The sequence below is a fragment of the Saccharopolyspora oryzae genome, assembly GCF_027853915.1.
GTDB lineage: Bacteria > Actinomycetota > Actinomycetes > Mycobacteriales > Pseudonocardiaceae > Saccharopolyspora > Saccharopolyspora oryzae.
In genome coordinates, this window is sequence record NZ_JAQGLA010000022.1 from 28,686 (window position 1) to 47,169 (window position 18,484).

Below are 18,484 nucleotides of genomic sequence, written 5' to 3' on the forward strand. Positions count from 1 at the left end.
CCATGACGCACTGCACGTATCCGATCGTTACCCATCGTGCAAATGCTCTGAATTGGCGCAGGTAGTAGCGCATTTATTCACCCAGGGTGACTTTTCAAATCACGCATTCATCGTATTGCAGTGATTAGCGTCACACGTTTGTACGCTTGCTTTGAGATCTCCTTCGCATAGGTTGTTCAACTGACGCAGGAATTCCGCGTCACGCCGATCGGCAAGGATGCCGATCGAGTGCGATCGGCGTTGTGCTTTGCGGCCTTGAGCGTTTCTCGGCTGCCCGCGCCGATCTGAGGTGTTGCCTTATTGCAGTGGCGACCCGGCACGGCCACGGACGAGCTCGGGTGCGATTTTGCGCGTGCTCGAGTGTGTGCGGTGGCGCATGACCAACGTGAGTGGTGGGAGTGGAGCATGGCCAAGAGCGTGGACGACCTCGCATCCAGCGCAACCCCCGGATCTCCGGATACCGCCGATCTGGTGGCGCGCGAGGAGCAGGTGTTCGGCGAGAATCCGTTGGAAGTGCGGGAGTCCGACCACTACACCCACGAGTACGTGGGCAGCTTCGTGGAGAAGTGGGACGAGCTCATCGACTGGAAGAAGCGCTACGAGAGCGAGGGCTCCTTCTTCATCGACCAGCTCAAGGCCCGCGGCGTCAGCTCGGTGCTCGACGTGGCGACCGGCACCGGGTTCCACTCGGTGCGGCTGCTCGAGGAGGGCTTCGACGCGGTGAGCGCCGACGGCAGCCCGCAGATGCTGGCCAAGGCCTTCAGCAACGGTCTGACCTACGGCGGTCACATCCTGCGCGTGGTGCACGCGGATTGGCGCTGGCTGAATCGTGACGTGCACGGCGAATACGACGCGATCATCTGCCTGGGCAACTCGTTCACCCACCTGTTCTCCGAGCGGGACCGCCGCAAAGCGCTCGCCGAGTTCTACGCGATGCTCAAGCACGACGGCGTGCTGATCATCGACCAGCGCAATTACGACGCGATTCTGGACAACGGATTCTCCTCGAAGCACACCTATTACTACGCAGGCGATGACGTTTCCGCCGAACCGGATTACATCGACGACGGTCTGGCTCGATTCAAGTACACGTTCCCGGACAAGTCTGAATTCTTCTTGAACATGTACCCGCTGCGGAAGAACTACATGCGGCGGCTCATGCGCGAGGTCGGCTTCCAGCGGATCGACACCTACGGCGACTTCCAGGAGACCTACCACGACGACGAACCGGACTTCTTCATCCACGTCGCGGAGAAGAAGTACCGGCCGGACGAGGAGCTCTCCGACGTCTACTCGACCGCGGTGCACACCGCCCGCGATTACTACAACTCCGAGGACGCGGACAACTTCTACTACCACGTCTGGGGCGGCAACGACATCCACGTCGGCATCTATCAGAGCCCCGACGAGGACATCGACGTCGCGTCCCGCCGGACCGTGGAGCGGATGGCGAGCAAGGTCGAGATCACCCCGGACACCCGGATCCTCGACATCGGCTCCGGTTACGGCGGCGCCGCCCGCCACCTGGCCGCGACCTACGGCTGCAAGGTGTCCTGCCTCAACCTCAGCGAGGTGGAGAACGCCCGCAACGTCGAGTTCAACCGCGAGGCAGGCCTGGACGAGCTGATCGAGGTCAAGGACGGTTCCTTCGAGGACATCCCGTTCCAGGACAATGCCTTCGACATCGTCTGGTCGCAGGATGCGATCCTGCACAGCGGCGACCGGGAGCGGGTGCTGGAGGAGGTGACCCGCGTGCTCAAGGGCGGGGGTTCCTTCATCTTCACCGACCCGATGGCGGCCGACGGTGCGCGGATGAAGGACCTCGGGCCGATCCTGAACCGGATCAACCTCGACACCATGGGGTCCCCCGGCTTCTACCGCCGCGAGCTGGCCCGGCTCGGTCTGCAGAACTTCGAGTTCGACGACCTGACCGAGCACCTGCCCGTCCACTACGGGCGCGTGCTGGAGGTGCTCGAGAGCCGCGAGGGCGAGCTCGCCGACAAGATCAGCGACGAGTACCGGGCCAAGATGAAGACCGGTTTGAAGAACTGGGTCTCCGGTGGTAAGGCGGGCAACCTGTCCTGGGGCATCATCCACGCCCGGGCCTGAGACCCCCCGGTGCCGTAAATGGTCACCGCCGTACGCAAGGATCACAGCCGCAGCAGTGTGAGGTGAGGAGCAGTCGTGAGTGAGATCAACCGCAGGTTGTTCACCAGTGAATCGGTGACCGAGGGACACCCGGACAAGATCTGCGATGCGATCAGCGACGCCGTGTTGGACGCGTTGTTGGCCCAGGACCCCAAGTCGCGCGTGGCCGTCGAGACCATGGTGACCACCGGTCAGGTGCACGTCGCAGGTGAGGTCACCACCAGCGCTTACGCCGACATCCCGACCATCGTGCGGGACAAGATCCTGGAGATCGGCTACGACTCCTCCGCGAAGGGCTTCGACGGTGCTTCCTGCGGCGTCAACGTCGCGATCGGATCGCAGTCCCCGGACATCGCCCAGGGCGTGGACACCGCCCACGAGACCCGGGTCGAGGGCGCCGAGGACGAGATCGACAAGCAGGGCGCGGGCGACCAGGGCCTGATGTTCGGCTACGCCTGCAACGACACCGACGAGCTGATGCCGCTGCCGATCGCGCTGGCGCACCGCCTGTCGCGCCGGCTGACCAAGGTCCGCAAGGACGGCGTGCTGCCGTACCTGCGTCCCGACGGCAAGACCCAGGTCACCATCGAGTACGCCGGTGACCAGGCCGTTCGGCTGGACACCGTGGTGCTGTCCACCCAGCACGCCGCCGACATCGACCTCGAGGGCATGCTGGCCGGCGACATCAAGGAGAAGGTCATCGACCCGGAGATCGAGCGGGTCGGGCTGGACTCCGCCGACACCCGGCTGCTGGTCAACCCGACCGGCCGGTTCGTCGTTGGCGGTCCGATGGGCGACGCCGGTCTGACCGGCCGGAAGATCATCGTCGACACCTACGGCGGCATGGCCCGCCACGGCGGTGGCGCGTTCTCCGGCAAGGACCCGTCGAAGGTCGACCGCTCCGCCGCCTACGCGATGCGCTGGGTCGCCAAGAACGCCGTCGCCGCCGGTCTGGCCAGCCGCATCGAGGTGCAGGTCGCCTACGCGATCGGCAAGGCCGCCCCGGTGGGCCTGTTCGTGGAGACCTTCGGGACCGAGAACGTCGACCCGGTCAAGATCCAGGCGGCGGTCAACGAGGTCTTCGACCTCCGCCCGGCCGCCATCGTGCGTGACCTGGACCTCCTGCGCCCGATCTACGCCCCGACCGCCGCGTACGGTCACTTCGGGCGCAGCGACGTCGACCTGCCGTGGGAGCGCACCGACCGCGCCGAGGCGCTGAAGAGCGCCGCCGGCATCTGAGTCGGTCGCCCGGAGCTGGTGCGCGGGCTGCGGGGCGCGGGAGACTGCGCCCCGCAGCCCGGTGCGCCGGCCGTTCAATGGAGCTTTGGGGCGATCGCCCCCTGGTTAAGGAGTAGTGCAGTGCGGATTGCGGTGACCGGATCCATCGCCACCGACCACCTGATGACCTACCCCGGTAGGTTCGCCGAGCAGCTCGTCGCCGACCGCCTGGAGCAGGTGTCGCTGTCGTTCCTGGCCGACGAGCTGGTGCTGCGCCGCGGCGGGGTGGCGCCCAACATCACCTTCGGCCTCGGGCAGCTGGGCGTCGGATCGATCCTGGTCGGCGCCGTCGGCCGCGACTTCGACGACTACCGCTCCTGGCTGGAGCGGCACGGGGTGGACACCGCCTCGGTGCACGTCTCGGAGACCAAGCACACCGCCCGGTTCCTGTGCACCACCGACACCGACTTCAACCAGATCGCCACCTTCTACGCCGGTGCGATGGCCGAGGCCCGCGACATCGAGCTCAAGCCGGTCGCCGACCGCGTCGGCGGGCTGGACGTGGTCGTGGTCTCCGCCAACGACCCGGACGCGATGCTGCGGCACACCCAGGAGTGCCGGGACCGCGGCTACCGGTTCCTCGCCGACCCCGGCCAGCAGCTCGCCCGGATGGACGGCGACGCGATCCGCAAGCTGGTCGACGGTGCCGAATACCTGTTCACCAACGAGTACGAGCACGGCCTGCTGCTGCAGAGCACCGGCTGGAGCCACGGCGAGGTGCTCGACCGGGTCGGCAAGTGGGTGACGACGCTGGGCCCCAAGGGCGTCCAGGTGGAGTCCAAGGGCCAGCCCGCCATCGAGGTGGCCCCGCCGAAGGAGAAGCAGAAGGGCGACCCGACGGGCGTCGGCGACGCGCTGCGCGCCGGCTTCCTGGCCGGCCTTTCCCACGATCTGGAACTCGAGCGGACGCTCCAGCTAGGTTGCGCGCTGGCGACCGTTTCACTGGAGGCGGACGGCCCGCAGGAGTACCAGGTGGAGCGGGAATCGTTCCTCGCTCGAGTCGCCGAGGCATACGGTGACGAGGCTGCGGGTGAGATCGGGGCGAAGCTCAGCTGAGCAACGGGAGTAGGCACGGCATGGCAGATCGGCAGAACGATCCGAGCGGTTTCCTGACCGCCCTGGGCGAGCGCGTCCTGGTCGCCGACGGCGGGATGGGCACCGCGCTGCAGGGCTTCGACCTGACGTTGGACGACTTCGCCAACCTGGAGGGCTGCAACGAGATCCTGAACGTGACCCGGCCCGACGTGGTGTCCTCGATCTACCGGGGCTACCTGGAGGCGGGTTCGGACGCGATCGAGACCAACACCTTCGGGGCGAACTGGGCCAACCTCGCCGAGTACGACATCCCGGAGCGCATCCGGGAGCTGGCCGAGAAGGGCTCGGCGCTGGCCCGCGAGGCCGCCGACGAGTACTCCACCCCGGACCGGCCCCGGTTCGTGCTGGGCTCGGTCGGCCCGGGCACCAAGCTGCCCACGCTGGGCCACGCTCCCTACACGCAGCTGCGCGACGCCTACCACGAGCAGGTCCTGGGCATGCTCGACGGCGGCATCGACGTGGTGCTGGTGGAGACCTCGCAGGACCTGCTGCAGACCAAGGCCGCGATCGTCGCCGCCAAGCGCGCGATGGCCCAGGCCGGGCGGCACGTGCCGATCATCGCGCAGGTCACCGTGGAGACCACCGGCACCATGCTGGTCGGTTCGGAGATCGGCGCGGCGCTGACCGCGCTGGAGCCGCTGGGCATCGACCTGATCGGGATGAACTGCGCGACCGGTCCGGCGGAGATGAGCGAGCACCTGCGGGTGCTGGCGCAGAACGCCCGGATCCCGCTGTCGGTGATGCCCAACGCCGGCCTGCCCGAGCTGGGCCCCAACGGCGCGGTGTACCCGCTGCAGCCCGACGAGCTGGCCGAAGCGCTGGTCGGCTTCGTCAAGGACTACGGCGCGCGCCTGGTCGGCGGCTGCTGCGGCACCACCACCGAGCACGTGCGCGCGGTGGCCGAGGCGGTCCGGGGGATCACCCCCGAGCCGCGCACCCCGGAGCACATCCCGGCGGTGTCGTCGGTGTACCAGACGGTGCCGTTCGACCAGGACGCCTCGATCCTCAACGTCGGCGAGCGGACCAACACCAACGGCTCGAAGGCGTTCCGCGAGGCGATGCTGGAAGGCCGCTACGACGACTGCGTGGAGATCGCCAAGGCCCAGACCCGCGAGGGCGCGCACATGCTCGACCTGTGCGTGGACTACGTGGGCCGGGACGGCACGGTCGACATGCGGGAGCTGGCCTCGCGGCTGGCCACCGCCTCGACGCTGCCGATCATGGTCGACTCCACCGAGCCCGAGGTGATCCAGGCCGGACTGGAGCACCTGGGCGGCCGGTGCGCGATCAACTCGGTCAACTGGGAGGACGGCCACGAGCCGGGCTCCCGGTACGAGCGGGTCATGCAGATGGCCGTCGAGCACGGCGCCACCGTGGTGGTGACCTGCATCGACGAGGAGGGCCAGGCGCGCACCGCGGAGTGGAAGCTGCGGGTCGCCGAGCGGCTGATCGAGGACATGACCACCAACTGGGGTCTGGAGGAGTCCGCGATCATCATCGACTGCCTGGTCTTCCCGATCACCACCGGTCAGGAAGAGGTCCGCAAGGACGCCGTCGAGACGATCAACGCGATCCGGGAGCTCAAGGCGCGCCACCCGGAGGTGCAGACCACGCTGGGCCTGTCCAACGTGTCCTTCGGCCTGAACCCGGCGGCGCGGCAGGTGCTCAACTCGGTGTTCCTCAACGAGTGCCGGGAAGCCGGGCTGGACACCGCGATCCTCAACGCCTCCAAGATCCTGCCGATGAGCAAGATCGACGAGGAGGCGCGCAACGTCGCCCTGGACCTGGTCTACGACCGGCGCCGCGAGGGCTACGACCCGCTGCAGAAGTTGATGGAGCTGTTCGAGGGGCAGACCGCGAAGTCCAGCAGCGCCTCCCGCGCCGAGGAGCTCGCGAAGCTGCCGCTGTTCGAGCGGCTGGAGCGGCGGATCGTCGACGGCGAGCGCAACGGGCTGGAAGCCGACCTGGAAGCGGCGATGGCCGAGAAGCCGCCGCTGGAGATCATCAACGAGAACCTGCTGGCCGGCATGAAGGTCGTCGGCGAGCTGTTCGGTTCCGGGCAGATGCAGCTGCCGTTCGTGCTGCAGTCCGCCGAGGTGATGAAGGCGGCGGTGGCGCACCTGGAACCGCACATGGAGAAGGACGACTCCGGCGGCAAGGGCAAGCTGCTGCTGGCCACGGTCAAGGGCGATGTGCACGACATCGGCAAGAACCTGGTCGACATCATCGTCTCCAACAACGGCTACGACGTGGTCAACATCGGCATCAAGCAGCCGATCGGCGCCATCCTCGAAGCCGCCGAGGAGAACAAGGTCGACGCCATCGGCATGTCCGGCCTGCTGGTGAAGTCCACGGTGATCATGAAGGAGAACCTGGAGGAGATGAACTCCAGGGGGCTGGCGCAGAAGTACCCGGTGATGCTGGGTGGCGCGGCGCTGACCCGCTCGTTCGTGGAGCACGACCTCGACGAGGTCTACCAGGGCGACGTCCGCTACGCCAAGGACGCCTTCGAGGGCCTGCACCTGATGGACCGGCTGATGTCCATCAAGCGCGGTGACAACCCCGAGGAGGACGCCGCCGAGGAGGCCAAGAAGGCCGAGCGCAAGGCCCGGCGGGAGCGTTCGCTGCGCATCGCGGAGAAGCGCAAGGCCGAGCAGGGCGACGAGCCCGGCTACGACGACACCACCCGGTCCGACGTGTCCACCGACGAGCCGGTGCCCACCCCGCCGTTCTGGGGCTCCAAGGTGGTCAAGGGCGTCGCCGTCGCCGACTACCTGGCGCTGCTGGACGAGCGGGCGACGTTCTTCGGCCAGTGGGGCCTGCGCGGCGCGAAGAAGGGCGAGGGGCCCTCCTACGAGGAGCTGGTCGAGACCGAGGGCCGGCCGCGGCTGCGGCACTGGATCGACGAGCTGTCCACCGCGGGCATCCTGCAGCACGCGGCGGTGGTCTACGGCTACTTCCCGTGCGTGACCGAGGGCAACCACCTCGTCGTGCTGGACAAGGACGAGCCGGACTCCCCGGAGCGCACCCGGTTCTTCTTCCCGCGGCAGAAGCGCGACCGGCGGCTGTGCCTGTCGGACTTCTTCCGCACCCGGGAGCAGGCCGAGCGCACCGGCCAGGTGGACGTGCTGCCGATGCAGCTGGTCACCATGGGCCAGCCGATCGCCGACTACGCCAACGAGCTGTTCGCGAAGAACGCCTACCGGGACTACCTGGAGGTGCACGGGCTGAGCGTGCAGCTCACCGAGGCGCTGGCCGAGTACTGGCACCGCCGCGTCCGCCGCGAGCTGGCCTGGGCCAAGGGCGGCACGGTGGCCCAGGAGGACCCCGAGGACGTGCGGGAGTTCTTCAAGCTCGGCTACCGAGGTGCCCGGTACTCCTTCGGCTACGGCGCCTGCCCGGACATCGAGGACCGCGCCAAGATCGTCGACCTGCTCGAGTCCGAGCGCATCGGCGTGGTGCTGTCCGAGGAGTTCCAGCTGCACCCCGAGCAGTCCACCGACGCGATCGTGGCGCACCACCCCGAAGCCAAGTACTTCAACACGTAAAGCGCGGATCGATGCAGGTCGGCGCCGTGGGAATGGCGCTACCCTGCACAGGAACCCGGTCCGCGAAGACCTGACAAGATCGGGAAACACGAAAGGAAGCCATGAGCGCGAAGCTGCAGAAGGTCAACGGCCTGGAGTTCGCCGTCAGGGATCTGGCGCTGGCCGAGGCCGGGCGGCACCAGATCCGGTTGGCCGAGCACGAGATGCCGGGCCTGATGGCGACCCGCGAGGAGTACGCGGCATCCCAGCCGTTGAAGGGCGCGCGGATCGCAGGCTCGCTGCACATGACCGTGCAGACCGCCGTGCTGATCGAGACCCTGGTCGCGCTGGGCGCCGAGGTCCGCTGGGTGTCCTGCAACATCTTCTCCACCCAGGACGAGGCCGCCGCGGCGATCGTCGTCGGCCCGAACGGCACCCCGGACAAGCCCGAGGGCATCCCGGTGTTCGCCTGGAAGGGTGAGACGCTGGAGGAGTACTGGTGGTGCACCGACCAGCTGTTCCAGTTCGGCGAGCAGGGCCCGAACATGATCCTCGACGACGGTGGTGACGCCACGCTGCTGGTGCACAAGGGCGTCGAGTTCGAGGCGACCGGCGTGGTGCCGCAGGCCTCCGAGGACGACCCGGACGAGTACAAGGTCATCCTGGAGACGCTGCGCAACAGCATCGCCGCCGACGGCAAGCGGTTCACCAAGATCGCTGCCGAGATCAAGGGCGTCACCGAGGAGACCACCACCGGCGTGCACCGGCTCTACGAGCTGGCCAAGACCGGTGAGCTGCTGTTCCCGGCGATCAACGTCAACGACTCGGTCACCAAGTCGAAGTTCGACAACAAGTACGGCTGCCGCCACTCGCTGGTCGACGGCATCAACCGCGCCACCGACGTGCTCATCGGCGGCAAGGTCGCCGTGATCTGCGGTTACGGCGACGTCGGCAAGGGCTCCGCGGAGTCGCTGCGCGGCCAGGGCGCCCGCGTCATCGTCACCGAGGTCGACCCGATCTGCGCGCTGCAGGCGGCGATGGACGGCTACCAGGTCACCACCCTGGAAGAGGTCGTCTCGATCGCCGACATCTTCGTCACCACGACCGGCAACTTCAACATCATCACCGCCGAGCACATGGCGCAGATGAAGCACAACGCCATCGTGGGCAACATCGGCCACTTCGACAACGAGATCGACATGGCCGGCCTGGAGAAGACCCCGGGCGTCAAGAAGCAGGAGATCAAGCCGCAGGTCCACGAGTACGCGTTCCCGGACGGGCACTCGATCATCGTGCTGTCCGAGGGCCGCCTGCTGAACCTGGGCAACGCCACCGGCCACCCCAGCTTCGTCATGTCGAACTCGTTCACCAACCAGACGATCGCCCAGATCGAGCTGTTCACCAAGCCGGGCGAGTACGACAAGCAGGTCTACGTGCTGCCGAAGCACCTGGACGAGAAGGTCGCCCGCCTGCACCTCGACGCCCTGGGCGTCAAGCTGACCAAGCTGACCAAGGAGCAGGCGGCCTACATCGGCGTCGACGTCGACGGCCCGTACAAGCCGGAGCACTACCGGTACTGATCCTCTAGAGGAGTCGCTCCCGTCCGATGCGCGGGTTCCGTGAGTCTTTTGGGTCGTCATGGCAGCCCAAAAGACTCACGGTGGCGCCGGACGGGGCGGCTCCGCCGCTTGACGAGACCAAGCTGGGAATGAGGGAGGCCAGTAATGACCAAAGTCATCGACCGGCTGCGCCCCGGCAAGACGGTGTTCTCGGTGGAGTTCTTCCCGCCGAAGACCGACGAGGAGGAACGCCACCTGTGGCGGGCCATCCGGGAGCTGGAGCCGCTGGACCCCGCTTACGTGTCGGTCACCTACGGCGCGGGCGGATCCAGCCGGGACCGCACGGTGCGCACCACCGGCCGGATCGCCAACGACACCACCCTGGTGGCGATGGCGCACCTGACCGGGGTGAACCACTCGATCGCCGAGCTGCGGCACGTCATCGGGTCGTACGCGGCCGAGGGCATCAAGAACGTGCTGGTGATCCGCGGCGACCCGCCGGGCGACCCGATGGGCGAGTGGATCCCGCACCCGGAGGGCATCACCTACGCCGACGAGCTGGTGCGCTTGGTGCGCGAGTGCGGTGACTTCAACGTGGGCGTCGCGTCGTTCCCGTACATGCACCCGCGCTCGACCGACCTGGAGTCGGACACCAAGCACATGGTCAACAAGCTGCGGGCCGGGGCGGACTTCTCGGTGGCGCAGATGTTCCTGGAGCCGGAGAGCTTCCTGCGGCTGCGGGACCGGTTGGCCCAGCACGGCTGCCACCAGCCGGTGCTGCCGGGGATCATGCCGATCACCACGCCGAGGGTGCTGGGCATGACCACCCAGCTGAGCAACATGACGATCCCGGACGAGGTGTCGGCGGTGCTGGACCCGCTGCGCGAGGACGCGGCCGGTTTCCGGGCGGCCGGGCTGGAGATCACCACCCGGCTGTGCGAGAAGCTGATCGCCGAAGGCGTGCCGGCGCTGCACTTCTACAGCCTGAACCGGTCCAAGGCCACCCGCGAGGTGCTGGCCAACCTCGGGCTGATCGACGGCGTGCTGAAGGCCGCCTGACCCGCTGAACCGAACGACCCCGCCGCCCCGGTCCGACCGCCGGGCGGCGGGGTCTTTCGCTTGCACCGCCGGTGAATCCGCTCACAGGGCGCTGAGCCGGTGAATGCGCGGTGTCACCGATTCCGGAGCCAGATGTCGCATTCAGGCTGACCCGGTGGGCCGTGTGGGGGACCAGGTGCCGCTCGGGCGCACGCAACGAAGCGATCATCCCCGCGTTTCATGCACTTTTAACGGCGCCCTGTTCGCCGGCGCGTATTCCGTTCCGTTATGGTCGGGGTATTCGCCGCTCGCAGTGGAGTCCACTTCGGACTCGGCTGCTGGGTGCAATGGTGCGCCGGCGTGAAGAGGACGTGTCGGACTCCGGAATGGGAAACGGGTTTTCCGGTCGTGCCGGATGGCGTCCGCAGCAGGGAGGACCAGGTCGATGTCGGTGCCGCCAGCAGTGCCCGAGCCTCGCGTGATCGCAGGCGACGGACCCGCGGTTGAAGGTGAATTGTTTTCGGAATCGCCGGATCGGGCATTCGGTGAACTCGCCGAGAAGCTCGCCGCCGACATTTGTCGATCTCTGGGCGTTCCCGGCTCGGAAACAATTCTCTGACCGCTGCGCCGGATGATTCCGGTGCGGCGTCGATCGCGCGACGAGGTGTGCCGATGATGACGACTGGGATCAACACGCTCGACTGGGCTTTCCTGTGCCTGGAACGGGAAACCGCGCCGATGCACCTCGGTGCGGTCGCGGTGTTCGCCCCGCAGGGCGAGTCGGACCGCGAGCGGCTGCTCGCGCTGCTGGCCGAGCGCGCCCAGCGGATCGCGCGGCTGCGGCTGCGCCTGGACCGGTCCTGGATGCAGCCGTGCTGGGCCGAGGCGCCTGGTTTCGACGCCGCCGAGCACGTGCACGGCCACCAGGTGCCCACCCCGGGCGGCCGCGAGGAGCTGGCCGAGCTGGTCGCGGAACTGGCCGCCCTGCCGCTGGACCGGCGTCGCCCGCTGTGGGAGCTGCACTTGATCACGGGCCTGGCCGAGGGCCGGTTCGCGGTGCTGGTGAAGTTCCACCACGCGCTGGCCGACGGTCGCGACGCGGTGGAGGTCGGTCTCGGACTGCTCGACGGCCTCACCCCGGAATCCGCAGCCGTCCCGGAACAGCGCAATCCGATCGGCGACGTGGTGGGCCTGCTCGGACGTCCGCAGGAGCTGTTCGGCACAGTTCGCTCGACCCTGGCGAAGTCGGGGGAGTCGCTGGGCATCGCCTCCTCGGTGGTGCGCAACGTGCGGCTCCCGCAGTCGGATTCGCCCCTGCACGCCTCCGGCTCCGCCGCGCGCAAAGTCGCCCTCGTGCCGCTGGACCTGGCCGAGCTGCGCCAGATCCGCGCCCAGCACGGCGGCACGACCAACGACGTGGTGCTCGCGGTGATCTCCGGGGCCCTGCGCCGCTGGCTGGCCGCCCGCGGGCACGACCTCGAACTTCCGGTCCGAGTGCTGGTCCCGGTGTGCCGCCGCCGTGCGAACCAGCGCAGCGGCGGCAACAACCAGCTGTCCGGCTACCTGTGCGAGCTGCCGCTGGCCGAGCCGGACCCGGTCGCGCGGCTGCAGTGGATCAGGGCGGAGATGGCGCGCAACAAGAGCGCGGGACCGCAGCGCGGGCCGGGCGCGTTCCCGGTGCTGGCCGGGCGGGTGCCGCAACTCGTGCACCAGGTGGCCGGACCGCTGGCGGGACAGGGTGCGGCGCTGCTGTTCGACGCGCTGATCAGCAACGTCCCGCTGCCGAGCTTCCGCGCGACCCTGGACGGCGCGGAGCTCGCCGAGCTCTACCCGGTGGCTCCGCTGGCCGCCGGGCACGCGCTGGCGATCGCCGTGTCGCAGTTCAACGGCGCGGTGCACGTCGGGGTGCAGGCCAACCGGGCTGCGGTGCCGGATCTGGAGAAGTTCCGGGAGGCCCTGCCGCTGGCGGTGGCCGAACTGGCCGACCGCGCTTGAGCCCGGCGAAAATTCGGCCGCGCGGGCGGAGCTTTCCTGGTTTCATGAGGGCATGGACCTCGTGGTGCGGACAGAGCACGGTGCGGTGCGTGGTGTCGCCGACGGAGAGCTGAGCGTTTTCAAGGGAATTCCCTACGCGGCCCCGCTGGACGGGCCGCGCCGGTTCCAAGCTCCGCAACCTCCCGAGCCCTGGGACGGGGTTCGGGACGCGTCCGGGTTCAGCGCTGCCGTGCCGCAACCGGTGCTGCTGCCGGGCATCCCGGCGGCGTGGAAACCTGGTGATGGCACGGATTCGCTGACGCTCAACGTGTGGACGCCGGACCGCGGCGGCGGTCTGCCGGTGCTGGTGTGGATCCACGGCGGCGCCTACCTCGGCGGCACGAGCGGGGAGTACGACCCGACGAGGCTGGCGCAGGCCGGTGTGGTCGTGGTGACGGTGAACTACCGGGTCGGCTACGAGGGTTTCGGCCGGGTGCAGGACGCTCCGGCCAACCGCGGCATCCTGGACCAGCTGGCCGCGTTGCGGTGGGTGCAGAACAACATCGCGGCGTTCGGCGGCGATTCGGGCAACGTGACGATCTTCGGCGAGTCCGCCGGGGCGACCTCGGTGGTCACGCTGGCGGCCGGATCGGCGGGGAAAGGCCTGTTCCGCCGCGGCATCGCGCAGAGCGTCGGTGCGCTGTTCTGCGACGAGGACGAGTTCGGCAAGGTCAGCGACCTGGTCGTCGGTCGCCTGGGGATTCCGGCGACTGCCGAAGCACTGGCCGAGGTGCCGCCGGAGGCGATCCACACCGCGCAGGCGGCGGCGATGGCGGAGATGAACGAGAACCGCGCGGCTTGGACGAATTCGACGGCGTACGCGGTGGTCTTCGACGGCGAGGTCCTCGACGACCTGCCGTGGGTGATGCTGCGCGGCGGTTCGGGTGCGGGGGTGGACCTGATCTGCGGTTACAACACCGACGAAGCCACCATGTTCACGGCGGACCTGCCCGCGGCCGCCAAGGATCCGGCGCTGCTGGCACGGGGCCTGCGGCTGGACCCGTCGGCGGTGGATCAGTATCGGGCCGGGTATCCGGGAGCCGGCGACGCGGAGCTGTACACGCTGATGCTTAGCGACAAGCTGTTCCGGATGCCGGCGCTGTGGTGCGCTGAAACGCACGCCCGGGCGGGCGGCCGCAGCTACCTCTACGAGTTCGCGTGGCGCACCCCGCTCAACGGGGGAGCGTTCGGCGCGTGCCACGGCCTGGACCTGCCGTTCACCTTCGGCGTTGCGGAAGACGCCCTCCGGCAGATGTTCGGCGAGGAGATGCCCGCGGACTTCGAGGTCCTCTCGGCGGAACTGCGCGAGTCCTGGATCTCCTTCGCCACCACCGGTGATCCGGGCTGGCCGACGTACTCGGACGCCGACCGCCGCGCCCGGATCTGGAACGTCCCGTCGTCGGTGGCCGACGACCCGATCAAGGTCTCGCGCGAGATCTGGCAGCACCGCTTCTCGGGCTGAGCCCGGCGCGGCTCTTCGCTCGAACGCCGGACGAGCCGATGGCTAGTGTGCTTACATATCGGCATGGACCTCGTGGTTTCGACTAGCAGCGGTTCGGTGCGCGGCGCTTCGGCCGGGAACGTGTGCGTTTTCAAGGGGATTCCGTACGCGGCACCGCTGGACGGGCCACGTCGGTTCCAGGCCCCGGCGGCGCCCGAGCCCTGGGACGGGGTGCGGGAGACGACGGCGTTCAGCGCGTCGGTGCCGCAGGCCACCCTGCTTCCCGGTGCTTCGCCGTGGTGGACTCCCGATGACGACACCGACTGCCTGAGCGTCAACGTGTGGTCGCCGGACCTCGGCGGCGGGTTGCCGGTGATGGTGTGGATCCACGGTGGCGTGTACATGGGCGGCACGAGCGACAGCCCGGCTTTCGACGGCACGAGGTTGGCGAAGGCCGGCGTGGTCGTGGTGACGCTGAACTACCGGGTCGGCTACGAGGGTTTCGGCTGGGTGGCGGACGCTCCGGCGAACCGGGGGATCCTGGACCAGCTGGCGGCGCTGCGGTGGGTGCAGGACAACATCGCCGGGTTCGGCGGCGACCCCGGCAACGTGACGATCTTCGGCGAGTCCTCCGGCGCGAGCTCGGTGGCGACGTTGGTCGCGGGCTCGTCGGATTCGGGCCTGTTCCACCGGGGGATCGCGCAGAGCGTCGGCTCGGTGTTCTGCCCTGCGGAGGAGGCCCGCAAGATCAGCGACCTGATCGTCGGCCCGCTCGGTGTTGCCGCGACCGCCGAAGAACTGGGAGCGGTGCCGTCGGAGGCGATCCACGCCGCGCAGCAGGCCGTGATGGTGGAGCAGAACCAGAACCGCGCGGCCTGGACGAATTCCACACCGTTCGCGGTGGTGCCGGATGGGGAGCTGCTCGACGACCTGCCGTGGGTCGCGTTGCGCGGCGGCGCGGGCCGGGACGTCGAGCTGATCAGCGGGTACAACACCGACGAAGCCCGGATGTTCACGGTGGACTTCCCGGCGGAGCTGTCCGATCCGGCGGTGCTGGCGCACGGCCTGCGGCTGGCGCCGTCGGTGCTGGACGAGTACCGCGCCGCGTACCGGGGGATCACCGACGTGGACCTGCACTCGCTGGTGCTCAGCGACCAGCTGTTCCGGATGCCCTCGTTGTGGTGCGCGGAAGGGCACGCCCTGGCGGGCGGTCGCAGCTACCTCTACGAGTTCGCGTGGCCGAGCCCGGCCCGCGGTGGTGCGTTCGGTGCTTGCCACGGGCTGGACGTGCCGTTCACCTTCGGGGTGGACCGGAGCGACGTCACGGCGCAGGTGTTCCCCGACGAGACGCCGGAGGACTTCGAGGTCCTCTCCGCGGAACTGCGCGAGTCCTGGGTCTCCTTCGCCACCACCGGTGATCCGGGCTGGCCGGCCTACGCACCGGACGACCGGCGGGCCCGGGTCTGGAACGTCCCGTCGTCGGTGGTCGAGGACCCGATCAAGGCCTCGCGCGAGATCTGGCAGCACCGCTTCTCCGGCTGAGCTGGCGATTTCCCGCCATTCGGGCCGTTGGCACTGTCCGGCGGGAATTCTGGGGCGCATGTCCGGGAAGACGGTTCGCGCGGCGGCTGCGCTCGCGCTGGCGTTGTCGGTCTCGATGGTGCCGGGGACGGCGGCTGCCGCGCCGTACTGCCAGAGCATCACCGATGCGTCGAACCCGGACTGGATGGCCGGGCTGCCCGACGACGCGAGCCTGGCGCAGCTGTCCATCCCCGGCACGCACCAGACCCTGTCGCTGCACGGCGGCGAACTGACCCAGACGCAGGAGAACCACGGCGACAGCGCGGAAACCCTCGCCGTCCAGCTGCAGTCGGGCATCCGCGCCATCGACATCCGGGTGCGCCGCTACGACGACAAGTTCACCCTGCACCACGGGCCCTTCTACCAGAACGCGAACTTCTCCGACGTCCTGCAGAAGGCGGGCGACTTCCTGTCCGCGCACCCGGGCGAGACGGTGCTGCTGCGCCTGAAAGCCGAGTGCACCGGCGAAACCGGCTCCTGCACCGACGAGAACAGCCAGCTCGACGAGACGCAGATCCTGGACTGGTACCGGGACAACGACCCCAACGGCAAGTACCTGCACGACCCGGCGGGCGGCGCGGTGCCGACGCTCGGCGAAGCGCGCGGCAAGATCGTGCTGACGGCGCTGCAGGGACCGCGCGGCGGCCTGCACCAGGGCCGCGGCATCGGCCAGTTCACCGACGACACCTGGGGCGACTACGTCCAGGACGAGTACGACGTGCCGACGCTGTTCGACATCGACGACAAGTGGGCGAAGGTCCGCGACCACCTGGACAAGACGACGGCGGCGGACCAGGGCGAGATGTTCCTGAACTTCACCAGCGGCTCCAGCCCGGCGGCCTTCCCGAACGCGGTGGCCTGCGGAGCAGCGGGCTTCCGCGGCGTGAACGACTACGCCCTGGAACACCTGCAGAGCAACGCCCTCCCGCGCACCGGCGTGATCATGATGGACTTCCCAGGAGCAGACCTGGTGAACACCATCATCGCGACGAACACCTGACCTGCGCCGTGATCGTCCTTGACAGCACTGGTCGGGCAGGTGCCGGGCGTGCACATGGCGCTGCCCACCGCGGTTGATCACCCCGCGTTGATCAGTGCGTTCGCCCTCTCCAAGACCAGGATTCCCGCGCTGCTCCGTCGGCCCGCGGCTCCGGGGCGGAGCACAGTTTCAATTGAAACTGCAGATTCCAGCCACGGCGGTCCGCAGTTTCAATTGAAGCTGTGGTCTCCCGGTCGAGCGGGCCGCCGGATCGTTGCCTCGGCTAATGGACGTGCGGGGGCGTTGGTTAACGTGAGGGGGGTCAACCCGGACGGAGGGCGATATGTCGGGAACGGCGGAGAAGGCGCTGGCGGCCTTGAGCGCGGAACTCCCGGAGGGGGTGCTGCTGACGGACCCCGATTCCACCACCAGCTTCGCCCACGACGAAGCCGAGTGGGCACCGTTCGGCAAGCCCCTCGCGGTGGTGCGCGCGACCAGCACCGACGACGTCGCGACCACCGTCCGGATCTGCGCTGAGCTGGGCGTTCCGGTTGTCCCGCGCGGCGCCGGGACGGGGTTGTCCGGTGGCGCGAATGCCATCGACGGCTGCGTGCTCCTGTCGCTGGCCGACATGAACCAGATCCTGGAGATCAACCCGCGCGAGCAGCTCGCCGTGGTGCAGCCCGGCGTCGTCAACGACGACCTGCGCGCCGCCTGCCGCGAGCACGGCGCCTGGTACCCGCCGGACCCGGCCAGCTCGCCCTGGTCGACCATCGGCGGCAACGCCTCCACCAACGCCGGCGGCGTGTGCTGCGTGAAGTACGGCGTGACCCGCGACTACGTACTGGGCCTGGAAGCCGTCGTCGGCAACGGCGAGGTGGTCCGCCTCGGCCGGCGCACCGCCAAGGGCGTCGCGGGCTACGACCTGTGCGGCCTGTTCGTGGGCTCGGAGGGCACGCTCGGCGTGATCACCGAGATCACCGTCAAGCTGCTGCCGGGCCTGCGGGCCCCAGAGCGCACGGTGGTCGGCTACTTCGACTCGCTGGTGCAGGCCGGTGAAGCGGTCGCGGCGGTGGCCGCTGCCGGGGTGGTGCCCTCAGCCCTGGAACTGCTCGACCAGCACTGCCTGCGCGCGGTCGACGAGTGGAAGAACATGGGCCTGAGCGCCGAGGCGAACGTGCTGCTCCTGGGCCGCTCGGACACCCCGGGCGCGGCGGGGGAGCAGGAGGTCGACACGCTGCTGCGCTGCTTCGACGAGGCCGGAGCGACCTGGAGCGCCCGCTCCACCGACGAGCACGAGGCCGACGCCCTGTTCGCCGCGCGCCGGCTGGCCTACCCGGCGCTGGAACGCCTCGGCCCGGTGCTCACCGAAGACGTCTGCGTCCCGCGCGCGAAGGTACCGGAGATGCTGTCCCGCATCGAAGCCTCGGCTCAGCGCCACAACACCCAGATCGCCAACATCGCCCACGCCGGCGACGGCAACCTCCACCCGCTGATCATCACCCCGCCCGGAGACGACGAAGCCCGCGAACGGGCCCAGCTCGCCTTCGACGACATCGTCGCCGACGCGATCGCCATGGGAGGCACGGTCACCGGCGAACACGGGGTCGGCCTCCTCAAGCGCAAGGGCCTCCACGCCGAACTGAGCCCCGCGGTCGTCGCCATGCACCACGCCATCAAGAACTCCCTCGACCCGGCAGGAATCTTCAACCCGGGCAAGGTCTTCGGTGACCCCGACGCTTGACTCGGACGGGGTCGTGGGTGCGTAACAGTGCTCGAACACTGTTACGCACTCACGACCACC

12 protein-coding genes are annotated in these 18,484 nt (G+C 68.8%); all 12 read left to right on the plus strand.

Going from position 1 to position 18,484, the window contains the following annotated elements; genetic code table 11:
• Window positions 1–405: 405 nt before the first annotated feature.
• The 12 genes from OU415_RS16245 to OU415_RS16300 all read left to right on the plus strand — a co-directional run bounded on the left by OU415_RS16245 (window position 406) and on the right by OU415_RS16300 (window position 18,424).
• Entirely contained in the window at window positions 406–2,109 is a 1,704-nt protein-coding gene (locus OU415_RS16245) for a glycine/sarcosine N-methyltransferase (protein WP_270949628.1), read from the plus strand.
• Between the two features lie 75 nt (window positions 2,110–2,184).
• The gene (gene metK / locus OU415_RS16250) at window positions 2,185–3,387 is read left to right on the plus strand and encodes a methionine adenosyltransferase (protein WP_270949629.1); all 1,203 of its coding nucleotides are present in this window, start codon (window positions 2,185–2,187) and stop codon (window positions 3,385–3,387) included.
• Window positions 3,388–3,507: 120 nt separating this feature from the next.
• Complete coding sequence (locus tag OU415_RS16255; protein WP_270949630.1) at window positions 3,508–4,482, plus strand: carbohydrate kinase family protein; 975 nt, start codon at window positions 3,508–3,510, stop codon at window positions 4,480–4,482.
• A 20-nt stretch (window positions 4,483–4,502) separates the two neighbouring features.
• On the plus strand, window positions 4,503–8,069 hold the full coding sequence (metH, locus tag OU415_RS16260; protein ID WP_270949631.1) for a methionine synthase: 3,567 nt from the start codon (window positions 4,503–4,505) through the stop codon (window positions 8,067–8,069).
• 101 nt (window positions 8,070–8,170) lie between these two features.
• Window positions 8,171–9,628 carry an adenosylhomocysteinase gene (gene ahcY / locus OU415_RS16265; RefSeq protein ID WP_270949632.1) on the plus strand — a complete coding sequence of 486 codons (1,458 nt, stop codon included), beginning with the start codon at window positions 8,171–8,173 and terminating at the stop codon, window positions 9,626–9,628.
• Between the two features lie 144 nt (window positions 9,629–9,772).
• Complete coding sequence (locus OU415_RS16270; RefSeq protein ID WP_270949633.1) at window positions 9,773–10,666, plus strand: methylenetetrahydrofolate reductase; 894 nt, start codon at window positions 9,773–9,775, stop codon at window positions 10,664–10,666.
• Window positions 10,667–11,090: 424 nt separating this feature from the next.
• Window positions 11,091–11,264, plus strand: a complete 174-nt coding sequence (locus tag OU415_RS16275; protein WP_270949634.1) for a hypothetical protein — start codon at window positions 11,091–11,093, stop codon at window positions 11,262–11,264.
• A 53-nt stretch (window positions 11,265–11,317) separates the two neighbouring features.
• The gene (locus tag OU415_RS16280) at window positions 11,318–12,640 is read left to right on the plus strand and encodes a wax ester/triacylglycerol synthase family O-acyltransferase (protein ID WP_270949635.1); all 1,323 of its coding nucleotides are present in this window, start codon (window positions 11,318–11,320) and stop codon (window positions 12,638–12,640) included.
• 52 nt (window positions 12,641–12,692) lie between these two features.
• Entirely contained in the window at window positions 12,693–14,141 is a 1,449-nt protein-coding gene (locus tag OU415_RS16285) for a carboxylesterase/lipase family protein (protein WP_270949636.1), read from the plus strand.
• 63 nt (window positions 14,142–14,204) lie between these two features.
• A complete protein-coding gene (locus OU415_RS16290) occupies window positions 14,205–15,662 on the plus strand; it encodes a carboxylesterase/lipase family protein (protein WP_270949637.1) in 1,458 nt (485 codons plus the stop codon).
• 58 nt (window positions 15,663–15,720) lie between these two features.
• The gene (locus OU415_RS16295) at window positions 15,721–16,701 is read left to right on the plus strand and encodes a phosphatidylinositol-specific phospholipase C (RefSeq protein ID WP_270949638.1); all 981 of its coding nucleotides are present in this window, start codon (window positions 15,721–15,723) and stop codon (window positions 16,699–16,701) included.
• Between the two features lie 322 nt (window positions 16,702–17,023).
• On the plus strand, window positions 17,024–18,424 hold the full coding sequence (locus tag OU415_RS16300) for an FAD-binding oxidoreductase (protein ID WP_270949639.1): 1,401 nt from the start codon (window positions 17,024–17,026) through the stop codon (window positions 18,422–18,424).
• Window positions 18,425–18,484 lie beyond the last annotated feature (60 nt).

Excerpts from the sequence above, each read along its gene's own strand:
- OU415_RS16295 (WP_270949638.1), top strand. The coding sequence starts at position 15,721 with ATGTCCGGGAAGACGGTTCGCGCGGCGGCTGCGCTCGCGCTGGCGTTG.
- OU415_RS16245 (WP_270949628.1), top strand. The coding sequence starts at position 406 with ATGGCCAAGAGCGTGGACGACCTCGCATCCAGCGCAACCCCCGGATCT.
- metH (WP_270949631.1), top strand. The coding sequence starts at position 4,503 with ATGGCAGATCGGCAGAACGATCCGAGCGGTTTCCTGACCGCCCTGGGC.
- OU415_RS16275 (WP_270949634.1), top strand. The coding sequence starts at position 11,091 with ATGTCGGTGCCGCCAGCAGTGCCCGAGCCTCGCGTGATCGCAGGCGAC.
- OU415_RS16290 (WP_270949637.1), top strand. The coding sequence starts at position 14,205 with ATGGACCTCGTGGTTTCGACTAGCAGCGGTTCGGTGCGCGGCGCTTCG.
- OU415_RS16300 (WP_270949639.1), top strand. The coding sequence starts at position 17,024 with ATGTCGGGAACGGCGGAGAAGGCGCTGGCGGCCTTGAGCGCGGAACTC.
- OU415_RS16270 (WP_270949633.1), top strand. The coding sequence starts at position 9,773 with ATGACCAAAGTCATCGACCGGCTGCGCCCCGGCAAGACGGTGTTCTCG.
- ahcY (WP_270949632.1), top strand. The coding sequence starts at position 8,171 with ATGAGCGCGAAGCTGCAGAAGGTCAACGGCCTGGAGTTCGCCGTCAGG.
- OU415_RS16285 (WP_270949636.1), top strand. The coding sequence starts at position 12,693 with ATGGACCTCGTGGTGCGGACAGAGCACGGTGCGGTGCGTGGTGTCGCC.
- OU415_RS16280 (WP_270949635.1), top strand. The coding sequence starts at position 11,318 with ATGATGACGACTGGGATCAACACGCTCGACTGGGCTTTCCTGTGCCTG.